The sequence below is a fragment of the Candidimonas humi genome (assembly GCF_019166065.1).
GTDB classification, from domain to species: domain Bacteria; phylum Pseudomonadota; class Gammaproteobacteria; order Burkholderiales; family Burkholderiaceae_B; genus Candidimonas; species Candidimonas humi.
This window is the reverse complement of sequence record NZ_JAHTBN010000002.1, coordinates 566,242-581,438: the sequence shown is the minus strand read 5'-3', so window position 1 is coordinate 581,438 and position 15,197 is coordinate 566,242. Positions and strand designations below refer to the sequence as shown.

The following is a 15,197-nucleotide window of genomic DNA, read 5'->3' as shown; positions in this document are numbered from 1 at the left end:
CCTAGAGTACGTCCGCAAAGCCCTTCCTCGTTTTTTGAAACCACGCAAACCCTAAGCATGCAATAACGGCTGCACCAACAAGGTAGGCAACATAGTGCATAGGATTCGGAATTACACCCCAATACAGCACATCGCGGATCTGCGCTATTGGCGAGGCCAGAGGATTCAACGAAAGCAGTGGCTGCAACTTGGCTGGCAGAGCACTAATTGGGAAAAATATCGGGGACACAAACATCAATACCGTAGTCAAAATCCCGACAATCTGGCCGACATCCCGGAGATATACGCCCAAAGACGCAAGGAGCCAGCTTACCCCTACGGTAAAAAGAATCATTGGGACCAAAACCAAAGGAGTCAGCAGCACAGTCCAATGAGGAATACCGACGACAAAGATATAAAACAGTAGCCAAACCACGACGCTCACTAGAGCATGAAATAATGAAGACCCTAAAGCCACCCAAGGCAGCACCTCAAGAGGGAATACCACTTTCTTTACATAGTTGGCGTTTGAGATGATCAAAGTAGGAGCACGATTGAAACACTCAGCAAACAAATTGAATACGATAAGGCCCGCAAATAAAACTAGGGCAAATTCCGTCTGAGTTTGATTACCCCCTCCCCACTTTGCCCGGAATACTATGCTAAAGACAAAGGTGTATACCGCCAACATGAAAATAGGGTTGAATAATGACCACAAAATTCCCAAGGCAGAGCCTCGGTAACGCCCTATGACCTCGCGCTTGGTAAGCGCCAAGATTAGCCTTCTGTTTTTTATCAGGCTCTCCAGCATTGCTCCCGGAGACACACGAAAGCTTTGCATCAGCTAAACACCTCAGCATCTTTTAACCGTATGGCGTTTTGATCCTTGAGAGACAGGATAGGCGGTGTGGATAGTTTCCAATCGATGCCTATATCACTATCGTTCCAGCAAATACCTCGCTCAAACTCGGGGGCGTAATAGTTAGTGGCCTTATAGAGGAACTCGGCAGCATCAGAAAGGACCACAAAACCATGGGCGAACCCTTCTGGCACCCAAAGCTGTTTCTTATTTTCGGCACTTAGCAGTTCACCCACCCATTTACCAAAGTTTGGCGAACTTTTGCGTATATCTACCGCCACGTCAAATACTTCACCCACCACAACTCTCACAAGTTTTCCCTGCGGTTGTTGAATCTGGTAGTGCAAGCCCCGTAGTACATTCTTGGTTGATTTAGAATGATTGTCTTGGGCAAAGGTAACTTTACGGCCCACTGCCTCTTCAAATCTCGTGTGGTTGAAGCTCTCAAAGAAGAAACCACGGTCGTCCCCGAAGACTTTGGGCTCAAACAGGATGACATCAGGAATCGTGAGTCGGGTAGCTTTCATTGGTGCTTGGCCTCCTTGACGATCTGCATCAAATACTTTCCGTAACCGTTCTTGCTCAACGGTTTGGCCAACTTCTTGACCTGCTCTGCATCGATCCACCGCTGGCGGAACGCGATTTCTTCGGGGCAAGCCACTTTCAAGCCCTGGCGATTCTCCAAGGTGGCAATGAACTGGCCGGCCTCCAGCAGGGACTCGTGCGTGCCGGTATCCAGCCAAGCGTAGCCGCGGCCCATGATTTCGACGTTCAATTTGCCCTGCTCCAAGTACAAGCGGTTCAGGTCTGTGATCTCCAGTTCGCCCCGAGCGGACGGCTTCAAGCCTTTCGCAAGGCCCGTGACCTGATTGTCATAGAAATACAGCCCGGTTACAGCATAATTGGATTTGGGCTTGGCGGGCTTCTCTTCCAAAGAAAGCACTTTGCCCTCTTGGTTGAATTCTGCCACGCCGTAACGTTCGGGGTCGTGCACATGGTAGGCGAACACGCTGGCACCGTCATCTCGCTGCATCGCACTACCTAACAGCTTGTGAAAGTCGTGTCCGTAGAAAATATTGTCGCCCAGCACCAACGCGGAAGGGGCACCGCCCACGAAGTCCGCGCCAATAATAAAGGCTTGCGCGAGACCGTCCGGGCTAGGCTGCACAGCATATTGCAGATTCAAGCCCCATTGACTGCCATCACCCAGCAATTGTTCGAAGCGGGGCGTGTCTTGCGGGGTGGATATGATCAGGATGTCGCGTATGCCTGCCAACATCAAGGTGGACAGAGGGTAGTACACCATAGGCTTGTCGTACACGGGCAGTAGCTGCTTGCTGACGGCCAGTGTGGCAGGATGCAGGCGGGTACCGGAGCCTCCGGCCAGGATAATGCCTTTGCGTTGTGTCATGCTTTATTTCTCTAGGATTTCTGCCAACATGCGGGCAACGCCCGTTTGCCAAGGAGGCAGGGTAAGGCCAAACGCAGTTTGTAATTTGCGGGTGTTCAAGCGCGAATTCCGGGGCCGTTCGGCAGGGGTAGGGAAGGCGGTAGTTGGCACGGGCTTGATGGCGCCTGGAGCCACCTTCAGTTCCACACCATATTTGCGAGCCGTATTCAGCACATAGCTCGCGTAGCCATACCAGGAAGTTTCGCCACTGGCCACCAGATGGTACAGGCCCGCCACTTCCGGCCTGTGCCACGCGATGCGCAAAGCATGGGCTGTGACATCGGCCAGTAAGTCGGCCCCGGTTGGCGCGCCTATCTGGTCGTCAATTACAGTCAGCCCATCTCGCTCCTTGCCCAGGCGCAGCATGGTTTTGGCGAAGTTGCCGCCGCGCGCAGCATATACCCAACTGGTGCGAAACACGAGATGCCGGCAGCCCACCTGCTGGATCGCGACCTCACTTTCCGCTTTGGTACGACCATAAACGCTGAGTGGATTGACTGTATCGGTTTCCGCCCAGGGGGTACTGCCGCTACCGTCGAAGACATAGTCGGTGGAGTAGTGCACCATCCACGCCCCGAGGCGTTGGGCTTCGGCCGCCAGCATAGCGGGAGCCAGGGTGTTCAGTTGCCGGGCTAGGCCGGGCTCACTTTCAGCCTTGTCTACCGCAGTGTGGGCCCCAGCATTCACGATGACATCTGGGGCGATGTCGCGCACAGTACACCGGACCTCGTCGAGACGGGTATAGTCCCCGCCCGGGTTGTCGCGACCCAAGGCGATCAGCTCACCCAGCGGCGCCAGGCTGCGTTGCAATTCCCATCCCAACTGGCCGCTTTTTCCCAAAAGCAGTATTTTCATGCGGAGCGTCGGCTGTAGTTTTGCTCGACCCAATCGCGGTAGGAGCCGGTTTGTACGGCCTTTACCCAGTCCTGGTTATCCAGATACCATTGCACCGTCTTACGGATGCCCGTCTCGAAGGTTTCAGCTGGCTTCCAGCCCAACTCGCGTTCGAGTTTGCGAGCGTCAATGGCGTAGCGGCGGTCATGACCAGGCCGGTCTGTGACGAACGTGATCTGTTCTTGGTAGCTCTTGCCGTCCGAGCGGGGCCGTAGTTCGTCCAGCAACCCACAGACGGTGTGAACGATCTCGATGTTCGGCTTTTCGTTCCAGCCCCCCACGTTGTATACCTCGCCCAGCTGCCCGGCTTCAAGCACGCGGCGTATGGCGCTGCAGTGATCCTTCACATACAGCCAATCACGAATCTGCTGACCATCGCCATAGACGGGCAGGGGCTTACCGGCCAAGGCGTTGACGATCATCAACGGAATCAGTTTTTCCGGAAAATGATAGGGACCGTAATTGTTGGAACAATTGGTGGTCAGCACCGGCAAGCCATAGGTATGGTGGTAGGCCCGTACCAAATGGTCACTAGCTGCCTTGCTAGCCGAGTAAGGGCTATTGGGCTCATAACGATGAGTTTCGCTGAACGCGGCATCACCCTTGCCCAGAGACCCATAGACCTCGTCAGTGGACACATGCAGGAAGCGGAAACCCGCCTTAGCCTCGTCCTCCAAGCCATTCCAGTAAGCGCGCACCGACTCCAGCAAGTGGAACGTGCCGACAATATTGGTTTGAATGAAATCTTCAGGGCCATGGATAGAGCGATCCACATGGCTCTCCGCAGCAAAATTGACCACGGCGCGGGGCTGATACTGGGCAAGCAGCTGGGTGGTCAGAGCTGCGTCACCAATGTTGCCCCGCACAAAAATATGCGCAGACTGGCCTTCCAAGCGAGCCAGGCTCTGTAGATTGCCGGCATAGGTCAGCCTGTCAAGGTTGATGACAGTTTCATTGCTTTGCGCGAACCAGTCCAGAACGAAGTTCGAGCCTATGAAGCCGGCACCGCCGGTCACGAATATAGTCATAAGAGTATTGCTCTAGTTGGCGAGAAGCCTACGCCGGACTTGCTACGGGCATGCCTGTGGCGATGCCTATTGTAGTGGGCTTGTCTGCTCAGCGCATGCATCAACGCACCATTTTGGTGCGTCGCAGCAATTAACAACCGTTAATTGTCGTCATGTTACAACGCCGCGCGGTATGAAAGGGTGTCGAATAACTACTTGTTATGAACGATCAAGGGGCAACATAAGCACGCCAATCCGGCCTGCGGCACTGTGCCTGTCCTCGCAAACAAATTGCCGGGCAGGGCTAATCCGCATGGAGATTCCCTATCTAACCGGAAAAGCACTTACCAAACCGGTAATACACGCCGTCTGCACACAGGCCCATTCCCACGAGCACGCTACCATCGCCAAGCAGTGCCTACTTCTCAAGGAAGAGATCGAGCAGTGTCCATACTCCTGCCTTGATCCGGCCCATACACCTTATTAACAATCCACATATGTGCCCGCTAACACACACCTCAGTCCATGCGCCTGAAACTTTGCCCAATTCACGGACTCACCCTTATCCAGCGGCACTTAAAAAAAAGGGGCATCCTTGCACACTCACCGATACTTATTTTTTTCCCGGAAAAGAAATAATAAAGCAAAACACATAAACAGAATGCCCAAACAAATTTCACCCATAACGTAGAAGCCTATAGGGTGATAATAAAACCTGACCTTTGTTGCTCCTGATACATATACAGCAGGAAACAAACCACGAAATAGCGACATGCTGGCAGGACGGCCATTTATCTCCGCCCTCCAGCCTTTCAAGTATCTCATTGGAGCGACAACCCACCCCTTATTGCCACCCGAATAAAGCAGATCAAAATCATCAGGAGAATATTTCAGCAAGCTCACGTCAGAATATACCGCCTCCGGGAGCCCGTCCATAGAAGCTACATAATAGCCGCTACCCTTAACCTCCGGGTTTTCAATAATTTGAACTCCATTATGGAAAAATATTTTTGGATGATTCTTAAATTTCCTGATTCTATTGAATGACATATCGGGGGCTCCGGAGTATCGTTCCCCGTCCGCCATATATGACATCCCTTTTAAAGATGGCACCATCCACACACTCAATGGGCTACTATTTTTTGCTTTCTCTAGAGAAATTGTGTAATCATAAGAGCCAGGAGTCAGTTCAATCTGCGCAGGAAAATCAAATTGGCCATATTGATTATCAGAAACATCCGACGCGGCAAGCATCGAATGAGCCACTTTATCAGCACCCTTATATAGCTCAAACTTTACGTCATAGCCGGAATAAACCTGGTTATAAGTCGCAAGCAATATGCGAATGTAATTTACAATCAGATCCTTATCAACTACGATTCGACCCCTTAAAGGCCCATTATTTAGGTCTGGAGACGGTTTATGCTCCGGCCCCGATATCTGAAAAACCGACAACACGCAAGGGGACTTAACAGCATAAAATCGCACCCCTGCGTAAATCGCATCCATTTCGCCAGGAACAATATTTGCACAATCCACCAATGATGCCGTCTCAGAGGCTTGTGAAAGCGGGGCGATTCTCTCTATGACTTGCTGCTGCGATTTCGTCCTGAACCCATGCCCTAAAAGCTCCGGGATACGATAATTACCCAATGTGCCAGAAAAAAGAAAGCTGCCATCTGCCACAACACTCTGTAGAGGCTTGAGGTTTTTTGCCAGATAACTTATGGATGAGGATGAAGGAAGAAAATCACTCCTTAAAGGCTTACTATTATATATGCCGAATTGATACGCAAGTTGCCCCGTTTGGAATATTAATGCAAATGAATATGCCAACAACCCATACACATACCATTTTCCTTCTCGAAGGCGGCCCATGACGAACGATAAGAAGTAAGCGGATAATATCGCAAAGGCTAGGCCTATCAATGCTCCTACTCGACTCCAGGGATTCATATCAAAAAATGGAATGTGCTGCACTATATCATCCGGTGCCATCCCATATGCTGTAGCGAGGACAAATAACACAATCAGCCCACCCAGCATGGCATTCTTATTTGGCCGCCAATATATCAATAAAAATGAGAAAATGGAAAAAATAGCCGCCAATGTTCCACAGAAAAAAGTCTTCTCAACAGTAATACGAGAGCCAGAATCTACTCCTATTAGATGCAGCAGATCTTCACTGCTTAACATCGTTCCCCCAGCCCGATACGTTAGATCAGTGTGATTGAGCGTACCAAGGAGCAAATTCAAGCCGGGCGCTGCCAAAGCTATTGCCCCAATCCCAGCAATAGCCAAACAGGCAAGTCTCCGCCAGTAAACCCTAGACATCTCTCCATTTCTTATGGCGCTCACCAGAAGCACCAATACGAATGCAGTTGCCGAGAAACAGCCAAGCAGGGACACGAAAGGGAATCCCCCCACTCCAAGCAAGAACACACTTGCCATAAAAATAAATGACCAACGCAACTTACCTTCTTGCCAATACCTAAGTATTGAGGCAAGCACCCAAGGAATACAAGCATTGGTCACTGCATGTGGCCAGTAAGCCCACGCGATGTTGAAGCCGGAAAATGCAAATGTTATTGCCCCAAAAATTGCAGCACATCGGCTTCCAAACATAAAGACCAACAGAAGATATGCGCCCAAGGCCCCAAAAAGGAAATTCCCAATAATTGCAAGTGTGTATCCGGAGGGCTCATCAGGCCACAACGCATATACCAGAAATGGAAGATTAATCCCAAACTGCGAAGGCTCTTGGATCCCGTACGACCCATCTTCAGCGATTGGATTCCATATGGGTATCCGGTGTTCTTTCCGAATCTCCCATCGAAAATAGCGCCATCGGGGGAGATAAAAATCCAAAATATCTGACCGCTCGGGATTCACCACGGCTCCGTCCCCTTTGCCCCATCCCTGGACGGTATGCATCAAATCCATCGGCGCCAAAACCTGCTTGAATGGGTTAACTCCTATGATCAATATCGATAAAACCAGCACACAGGCGACGGCAAGCCTTCCGTAAAGGCTGGAGTGTTGCTTGTTTAATAAATTGCTCACAATTTTTTTAATAATCATCATCGATATAAAGCCAGTCCTTAAGACAGAACCAGGATCCCGCTGAAAATCAAAGCCGCTCTCAACTCTCGATTTAATGAATCGAGGCCCGGCTTGTAGAAGAATAGCGGAGTTGCCTGCATCAGGCGTTGCATGTCACATCGCTATCATCTCGCTAGCCCTATAACGAGCCTGGCCGCCACTCCCATGGACTCATGGACGGCTGTATTTCCGCATACATGGTTTTCTGTCTTCGACGGACACGGACTCAGGCCATTTGCGGCATCATCCAGCATCACTGGGGAAAGAGCCTTCTTCTACCTCGACAAATAATTTCTGATCCTCGAAAACACCCAACTTCGCGCAGACACACTGGGGAAGGAGTTGTATATGACACCTGTGTGGTACTCACTCACACACGGTCCACAACCAAGCAGTTTGAGCCGTTCATATGACTCATTGGGTCATTCCCCAATATATTTAATGTGCATCGATAGGCATACCGACGCATCGAATCACTCAAGCATGAAAAGCCGAATAACCAGCCAACCGAAGAACAAACGTGAGGCGAGTAATACGCATGAGCAATGCCCCGCTTTAACGAGCCTATATGGCAGACATCCAAATCTAAACGGAGCGCCTGCCGACACTATGGTACTCAATCTGCGCTTCGGCCATCATCCTCAGGGCATATAAATTCCGTCCATCGAATATCACCGGCTGCTTAAGCCGGGACTTCGCGTCCTCGATGTCCAAGCTACGAAATTCCTTCCACTCGGTCAAAATAATCAAAGCATCAGCGGCCCCACCACAACTCAATGCGTCCGAGGCACATCCGGCAAAATTTACCCGAGGGTCGCCTGCATAAAGCTTTCTGGCTTCGCTCATTGCCGCTGGATCGTAGACGGAGAGTGTAGCGCCAGCCTCGAGGATATCTGCTATTACATAGCGACTCGGAGCCTCCCGCAAATCATCAGTATTAGGCTTGAAGGACAAGCCCCAAATAGCGAAATGCCTACCGTTCAGATCGTTACCAAAGCGAGCCTTGATTTTTTCCGCGATAACGTGCTTCTGCGCGTCGTTGGCCTGCTCCACCGCCTCTATCACTCTTAAGCGACTACCGCAACTCGTAGCGGTACCCAGCAAAGCCTTCACATCTTTTGGGAAGCACGAGCCACCATAGCCGCAACCCGGATAAAGAAAATGATATCCAATACGCGGGTCCGATCCGATGCCCTGGCGCACCGATTCAATATCGGCACCGACGAGTTCAGCCAAATTAGCCAATTCATTCATAAAACTGATCCGCGTCGCCAACATGGCGTTGGCCGCGTACTTGGTAAGCTCCGCCGCCCGCACCCCCATAAACATCAATTTGTCATGATTACGATTATAGGGAGCATAGCAAGCACGCATAACCTCTCGAACACGATCCGAATCTGTTCCGATGACGATACGCGGCCCGCGGGTGAAGTCTTCGATCGCAGCCCCTTCTTTCAAGAATTCGGGGTTCGAGCAGACGTCAAAATGAACATCCACTGCTCTTGCTTTCAATCTGCCTTCTATGACATCTTTGACTTTGTCTGCGGTTCCCACAGGAACTGTGGATTTATTCACAATCACCCGATATTCCACCATGTATCGGCCGATCTCCCCTGCCACCGCTAACACATGCCTTAGATCTGCCGAACCGTCTTCGTCGGGCGGTGTGCCTACTGCAATAAACACAATCTGACCATGCATCACCCCAGCTTGGGCATCGGTAGTAAATTGCAAATGGCGTGAGCTCCAACCGCGCCGTACCAGTTCCTCTAGCCCCGGCTCATAAATAGGCACGACACCATCGCACAATCGCGCAACTTTCTCGGCATCCACATCTACACACATCACGTGATGCCCGACATCTGCCAAGCAAGCTCCGGTTACCAAACCGACATAGCCAGTGCCAAATACCGTAATTTTCATTTTTTAACCTCGCTCCCTAATCAACAATATTGCTGTCCCACAAGTATCGGGCATGACAAGGGGCGGTTTGCCTCATAAAATCATTAATCAATCGAGCCATCAATTTTTGTGGGCAGTAATGACGAGCCAAGAAAAAAAATTGCATCTCCCCCTACCGTGACTACGCGCCCGACAACCACTGCAAGCAGCAAATCGGCTTCTGGTACTTGACCACGCATCAGAAACATTAGAACTAGCTCTCTAACCCCGACACCGGCAGGCGCCCCCGGCGTAACCAAACCTGCAAGCCATGCCACAATATACGCTGCGCCAATCGGGGCCCAAGAGCCCAAGGCAGGAGCCCTCTCCGGGGCAACGGTTATCAGCAACCAGATAAACAATAAGCTCGAAACTCCATGGAACAATAGATACAGAATCCAAGGCCGTATGTGTAGCCGGCTAAAGCCGTGCCCCAGCATCCAAGCTACTACAACTACCGTGACGAAGAATATGCCACCGCCTAACGCTACAGGCCACCCAAAGACGAGAGGAAGTGCCAAGCCGCCGTACGTAAGGCCAGCCAAGGCCAACAAGCCCAGCTCCCAAATCGTTGATTTTGCAAGAACCCAGCCAGGCGCCCCACCTGCCATCCCAAGGGCCTGCCGGCCAGCAAATTGGAAAATATTTCCAGGCACATACTTAGCCAATTGCGAAATGCCGTATACCTTGACGGCCCACAGCCGTTTTGCGTGCACATCCATCTGACAAAGCAACTCACGCCACGCCGCCGCCAGCAGCAAACCAGCCATGGCATAAGCCACCGCTGCTGCGGCTACCACTACCCAAACATGGCTTCCAATATGGTCAAAATCAATTTCCTTGCTGTATGCGCGGAAGCGGATTCCAACAAAAGCAACGCCAACAATCGCCAGTGCCGCCCCTAAACCATTCAACACCCGCTTCCAAGTTAGGCTAAACGGTGCCATCTCAAGAACTTTTCGGACGGCACAACAACATTGTCCACGGCAATGGATTCGCGTGCCCGATTACATCGAAATAGTGAGAGACAAATTTATTAAATTTACTGCTAGACCAATGCTGTATATGTCCTGGTGTGTTGCCCAAATTGGCTACATACTTACCTCGCAGCAGATTCAGGCCACACCAAAGAGGCTCCCTAGGCACGCTAACAATTAAATGTCGGCCGACAATGCCCTGCAAGGCACGCAATCCGGCATGCGGATCTTCGAGATGCTCAAGCACCTCGCAGCAGACAATAAGGTCTGCGGTATCGCGGTCAGGCAATAGATCATAGATACTGCATACAGAAAATAAATTGGCCGACAGCCCTGCGGCAGAAGCATTCGTTTTTGCGATATCAATAACTTGTTTGGAAAAATCGCTACCGCGCGCTGAAATTCCTTCGCGACTCCATTTTTCCACCCAATATCCTTCGCCACAGCCAATCTCATGAATGGACTCGGGATCTGCTCGTCGAACGAATCCGGAAAGAGTACGATCAAATCCCGCCATCAGTCTGCGGACGATGGGGTTGCCTGAGCCATATTTGTCATAAGTATTGCCCACCACCACACCGTCTTCTTTCAATCCCCCAGCAACTTTCACACTCCGCTCCTTACCCGGCATTCGATATATCTACGTTTTTGGTAGATTCATGCGCCACCCTAAATCGTAGTGAGTATCTGACATCTTCCATCAGTTTTCGATTTGCAGCGAGCAAATCGGCAACAAAAGCGATAAGTATCGTCTGAAAGCCCATACCCATCATCAGGCTAGCAAGAATCAAAGACTGAATATGGCCGTCGCCGTTACCGTCTAAATAGTGGACTAGAAAGCGTAATCCAATCACCACTCCTATAGCAAACAGAAAGGCACCTATCGTGCCGAAAAATCTAAAAGGGCGATAGATTACAAAAATCCGAACAATCGTAACGATACTGCGCTTGATATAGGACGGTATGCTCTTAACTAGCCGAGACGGCCGTAGATCTTCGTTCACACGTATAGGGACAGAAACAATGGCCATATTTTTTTGGCCTGCCTGAATGATAGTTTCCAACGTATAGGTGTAATCATTAAATACCATTAAACGCTGCGCAGCCGCTCGGCTAATTGCCCGGAAGCCACTTGGCGCGTCGGGAATTTCCGTTTTACTGGCAATGCGAACAACCCAGCTTCCAAGTTTTTGCAACAACTTTTTAGCTAGCGAGAAGTGTTCTATGTCCTGAATCGGCCGTGCGCCTATGACAATATCTGCACTGTGCTCCACAATTGGGTGAACCAAAGCTGGAATATCATCGGCGCAATACTGGTTGTCGGCATCAGTATTAACAATGACATCCGCCCCCAACTGCAAGCAGGCGTCCAGCCCCGTCATAAAAGCACGCGCCAATCCCTGATTACCCACATGTCTTACTACATGGTCGACACCATGCTCCCGAGCAATCCGAGCGGTGTCATCTTGGCTTCCATCATCTATTATCAGCCACTCTACCGAATCGAAACCCTCGACCTGCCTGGGCAGCACGCCCAGCGCTATGGCCAGGGTTTCTGCTTCGTTGTAGCACGGAATCTGTATGATCAATTTCACAATTTAAATCCCCTCAATCACGGCCTGATTCCTCAAGACTGCATACCGGAAATATTGACACCCATCTAACAGGCTGTGGCGACTGACTCATCTCTCACGTACACAATTGTAACTTACACTGCCAGCCTCGACGGCTTTCAACGGAGCTAGATCCATCTATTTACCGTGGTTGCCATCGGTCCTACTCCCCACGAACTGGGCTGGGCCCAGCTGAGACGATCCACCCTGGTTTTGTAGACGATATCAGGTGGATGGTTGCAATTAGGTGGCGCCACCTTTAACTGTTTTAAACAATGATTTTTTTATATTTCCCAAAAGCAGTCCCAAATCCATGCCGACCCTGATCACCCATGCCACTGCTGCCCCGACTATTCCGAAATAATGCAATAGAAAGAACAGTAAAGGCATGTAGATCAGGCATTCGAAGACATGGAAAATAGCGGTCGTCTTTGCATTGCCGGCAGCCTGGATCGCGGCATACGGCACATAGGCAATGCCGTTCAGCAGCAGCCCCACACTCATTACGACAACGATCAGCCATGATTTCGTTGCAAAATCATGGCCCAGCCATACCGACAGCCCCAAATACGAGCCTGCCGCAGTACACAGGCACAGCGGCACCAAGCCTAATGCCACCAGTCTGGTACTGCGTTCGTACATTCTTTTCGCCGCGCCGCGATCCGTCATCATGGTAACGGCCAGACGCGGAAACAATGCACTGGTCAAAGCGGCCGGCACTACCAGCAACCGGGTCAATACCTCGAACGGTACTGTGTAATAAGCGACAACGCCCGCCCCCAGGACCCCGGCAATAATGAAACGGTCGGCATTGACCATTAAGGGGCTGATGACGTTGGACACCGTCATCCAGGCGCCAAATGACAACAGTTGCTTGGCATCATTCTTCTGTATGGCGCTTCGGGTCCAGCCGGAAGGCAGTTTGTCGTAGACCAATTTCCACTGGAGAACCAGCACCAACAAACGGGCGGCAATCAACAACGCCACGATGTCATGCAGGCTCGGCCCGAACAGCGCCACGCTTAGCATGGGCAGGCCAAAATTTGCGGCGCCCAGCGCCATTCTCAAGATGTTGACGGCCCCGAAGTCCTCGTAAGCCTCCAGCACCCCACGCAAGCCAGTAGACACGGTTGTCAGCGGTATGCCCAAGGCTGCCAACAACAAGCTGCAAAACGTGTCGTACTGTAGATGGGGGCTGACTTTCAGCCAAATATGCCCCAAAGGAAAGGCCAGCGCAGCCAAGACCAAGCCGCCGATGAGCCCTGTGCCTGCAGTAAAGGCCAAGCCTGATTTGGCCAGATGCGGAATATGGCTATGGTCTTGCGAAGCCAGGCCAGCAGCTATCTGTTGCGTCAAGGCGCGGCCCAGGCCCAAATCGAATAGACCGAAATATCCGATAAGTGCCCAGATCAGAGTCAGTACACCAAACGCCTCTACGCCAATATGGCGTACCAGGTAGGGAAAGGCCACAATCCCCACCAGGAATGGCAAGCCCGTGCCAACCAGGTTCCAAAGAGTGTTTTTCCACAGAGACATTAAATAAGCCAAATAAGAACGATTCAGCTTTAAGTTTTAGTCGGCAATTGTAGGGGAGGCAGGGCTCAAAAGATACGGTTTGCAATAAATTTGGTGATATGAAAATATCGACGCCCAAAGCATTGCTTACAATCATCAGTCCTTGCTGCCTATGTCCATGCCCAAAGAAATGCCTATGACTGCCCGCGATGCTTCCGCTTTCCAAACTAGCTGGAGCGATTTCCTGGAGCTGGCCAAACACTCATCCGTGCAGCACGCAATCCCGGTATTACTGGAAGCCCCTGGCCTGACCCTGGACCTGAGCGATCAGCGCCTCAACCCCGCCGTCGTTGAGTACGCTCAGAGGCTGCTGCAGGAACGGAATTTCGATGCCCTGCGCGAATGTTTGCTTTCCGGCGGGCAAGCCAATCCGACCGAGCGTCGCGCCGCTTGGCATACCGCGCTGCGCGAACCGGCCCCCGCTACTGAAGTGGCGCTGGAACGGCAGCGCATGAATGATTTCGTGCGTGCCGCGGATTCCGAGCGGCGCTGGCGCAATATCGTGCACATCGGCATAGGCGGCAGCGACTGGGGGGTGCGGTTGGCAATCAGCGCCTTTGGCTACCAGGGCACATGGCGCAATGTACGGTTCGTGGCCAATATCGATGGGCACGCCATGCAGGGCGGGCTGGCAGGGTTGGATCCGCGTGAAACGTTGATCGTGCTGGCCTCCAAGTCGTTTACTACGTCCGAAACTTTGCAGAATGGCCTGCGTGCTGTGGAATGGCTGCAGGCTGCAGGCATCCCCGACCCCTACCAGCATGTCGTGGCCGTTACGGCGCGGCCCGAGGTTGCCCAGGCGTGGGGGGTTCCTGCGGCCCATGTCTTCCAATTATGGGATTGGGTGGGCGGCCGGTTCTCCATATGGTCTTCGGTAGGCCTGACGGTGGCGCTGGCAGTGGGCACCGATGTGGTGGCCGGCATGCATGCCGGCGCCGCGGCCATGGATGTGCATTTCGCCCAGGCCCCGCTGGCAGACAACGCGCCAGTACAGATGGCGCTGGCCGGCATCATCAATCGCAGCGTGCTGGGCTACGGCTCGCTGAATATCGCCCCCTACGACTTCCGCCTGGCGCAGTTGGTGCCTTACATCCAACAACTGGAAATGGAATCGCTGGGCAAGTCCGTCGGCAACGACGGCGAAACACTGACGGTGGCTACCGGCCCGGCGGTCTGGGGCATGCCGGGCACCGATGCCCAGCATACGTTCTTCCAGTGGCTGCACCAAGGCAGCGACGGCGCGCCAGTGGATTTCATTGTCTGCCAGGAAGCCGACCACGGCTGGCCGGAACACCATCGCAGCTTGCTTGCCAACTGCCTGGCGCAGCGCGAAGCGCTGCTGCAAGGCAAGGACTACGACACTGCGCTGGCGGAATGCTTGGCCGAAGGCATGCCGCCGGAACAAGCACGTGAACTGGCCCGCCATCGGGTGCACCCTGGGGGCCGCCCATCCAGCTTGATCGTACTGCCACGCCTGACCGCCTACAGCCTGGGCTCCCTGCTGGCGCTGTATGAGCACAAAGTGTTCGTGCAAAGCGTGGTGTGGGGCATCAACCCCTTCGATCAGTGGGGGGTGGAATACGGCAAGGTGCTGGCCAAGGGCATACTGCGTGAACTGGCCGGAGACACGGGAGCAAGTGCGGGCTCAGCAGCCGCGAGCGCCGCAGTACCGAAACACGATGCTTCTACGGCGTATTGGGTGAAAGCTTTCGCCGATTCTTTGAACGGCCGCAACGGTAGTTAGGTGCAATCATGGGACGCGCGACACGGGGCAGCCCCGTGTCCGATTCGAGGCAATGT

At 52.4% G+C, this 15,197-nt stretch carries 12 protein-coding genes; 1 reads left to right on the top strand and 11 read right to left on the bottom strand.

Features of this window, described 5'->3' with window-relative positions; translation table 11 throughout:
* Position 1: 1 nt before the first annotated feature.
* The 11 genes from KVP10_RS06075 to KVP10_RS06025 form a co-directional block, all read right to left on the bottom strand.
* Positions 2–820, bottom strand: a complete 819-nt coding sequence (locus tag KVP10_RS06075; RefSeq protein ID WP_217963609.1) for an ABC transporter permease — start codon at positions 818–820, stop codon at positions 2–4.
* A complete protein-coding gene (gene rfbC / locus KVP10_RS06070; RefSeq protein ID WP_217963608.1) occupies positions 820–1,365 on the bottom strand; it encodes a dTDP-4-dehydrorhamnose 3,5-epimerase in 546 nt (181 codons plus the stop codon). Before rfbC ends, KVP10_RS06075 begins: the two co-directional genes overlap by 1 nt.
* Positions 1,362–2,249, bottom strand: coding sequence for a glucose-1-phosphate thymidylyltransferase RfbA (rfbA, locus tag KVP10_RS06065; RefSeq protein ID WP_217963607.1), 888 nt, complete (start codon positions 2,247–2,249; stop codon positions 1,362–1,364). Before rfbA ends, rfbC begins: the two co-directional genes overlap by 4 nt.
* A gap of 3 nt (positions 2,250–2,252) precedes the next feature.
* Positions 2,253–3,143 (bottom strand): dTDP-4-dehydrorhamnose reductase, encoded by an 891-nt coding sequence (gene rfbD, locus KVP10_RS06060; RefSeq protein WP_217963606.1) that lies wholly within the window; start codon positions 3,141–3,143, stop codon positions 2,253–2,255.
* Entirely contained in the window at positions 3,140–4,210 is a 1,071-nt protein-coding gene (rfbB, locus tag KVP10_RS06055) for a dTDP-glucose 4,6-dehydratase (protein ID WP_217963605.1), read from the bottom strand. Before rfbB ends, rfbD begins: the two co-directional genes overlap by 4 nt.
* 582 nt (positions 4,211–4,792) lie before the next feature.
* Complete coding sequence (locus KVP10_RS06050) at positions 4,793–7,273, bottom strand: glycosyltransferase family protein (protein ID WP_217963604.1); 2,481 nt, start codon at positions 7,271–7,273, stop codon at positions 4,793–4,795.
* Between the two features lie 603 nt (positions 7,274–7,876).
* Positions 7,877–9,214 (bottom strand): UDP-glucose dehydrogenase family protein, encoded by a 1,338-nt coding sequence (locus KVP10_RS06045; protein ID WP_217963603.1) that lies wholly within the window; start codon positions 9,212–9,214, stop codon positions 7,877–7,879.
* An 83-nt stretch (positions 9,215–9,297) separates the two neighbouring features.
* Positions 9,298–10,146, bottom strand: a complete 849-nt coding sequence (locus KVP10_RS06040) for a hypothetical protein (protein WP_217963602.1) — start codon at positions 10,144–10,146, stop codon at positions 9,298–9,300.
* A gap of 34 nt (positions 10,147–10,180) precedes the next feature.
* A complete protein-coding gene (locus KVP10_RS06035) occupies positions 10,181–10,819 on the bottom strand; it encodes a class I SAM-dependent methyltransferase (protein ID WP_217963601.1) in 639 nt (212 codons plus the stop codon).
* Positions 10,820–10,829: 10 nt separating this feature from the next.
* On the bottom strand, positions 10,830–11,804 hold the full coding sequence (locus KVP10_RS06030; RefSeq protein WP_217963600.1) for a glycosyltransferase family 2 protein: 975 nt from the start codon (positions 11,802–11,804) through the stop codon (positions 10,830–10,832).
* Positions 11,805–12,065: 261 nt separating this feature from the next.
* Positions 12,066–13,358: a flippase gene (locus KVP10_RS06025; RefSeq protein WP_217963599.1), complete on the bottom strand. Its 1,293-nt coding sequence runs from the start codon at positions 13,356–13,358 to the stop codon at positions 12,066–12,068.
* Positions 13,359–13,533: 175 nt separating this feature from the next.
* On the opposite strand from KVP10_RS06025, the gene pgi reads away from it, so the two are divergent.
* Positions 13,534–15,141: a glucose-6-phosphate isomerase gene (pgi, locus tag KVP10_RS06020; RefSeq protein ID WP_217963598.1), complete on the top strand. Its 1,608-nt coding sequence runs from the start codon at positions 13,534–13,536 to the stop codon at positions 15,139–15,141.
* Positions 15,142–15,197: the final 56 nt, after the last annotated feature.

Bases quoted from the DNA above. Each gene is read 5' to 3' on its own strand.
- KVP10_RS06075 (WP_217963609.1), bottom strand. From the start codon at position 820: ATGCAAAGCTTTCGTGTGTCTCCGGGAGCAATGCTGGAGAGCCTGATA.
- rfbC (WP_217963608.1), bottom strand. From the start codon at position 1,365: ATGAAAGCTACCCGACTCACGATTCCTGATGTCATCCTGTTTGAGCCC.
- rfbA (WP_217963607.1), bottom strand. From the start codon at position 2,249: ATGACACAACGCAAAGGCATTATCCTGGCCGGAGGCTCCGGTACCCGC.
- rfbD (WP_217963606.1), bottom strand. From the start codon at position 3,143: ATGAAAATACTGCTTTTGGGAAAAAGCGGCCAGTTGGGATGGGAATTG.
- rfbB (WP_217963605.1), bottom strand. From the start codon at position 4,210: ATGACTATATTCGTGACCGGCGGTGCCGGCTTCATAGGCTCGAACTTC.
- KVP10_RS06050 (WP_217963604.1), bottom strand. From the start codon at position 7,273: ATGATGATTATTAAAAAAATTGTGAGCAATTTATTAAACAAGCAACAC.
- KVP10_RS06045 (WP_217963603.1), bottom strand. From the start codon at position 9,214: ATGAAAATTACGGTATTTGGCACTGGCTATGTCGGTTTGGTAACCGGA.
- KVP10_RS06025 (WP_217963599.1), bottom strand. From the start codon at position 13,358: ATGTCTCTGTGGAAAAACACTCTTTGGAACCTGGTTGGCACGGGCTTG.
- pgi (WP_217963598.1), top strand. From the start codon at position 13,534: ATGACTGCCCGCGATGCTTCCGCTTTCCAAACTAGCTGGAGCGATTTC.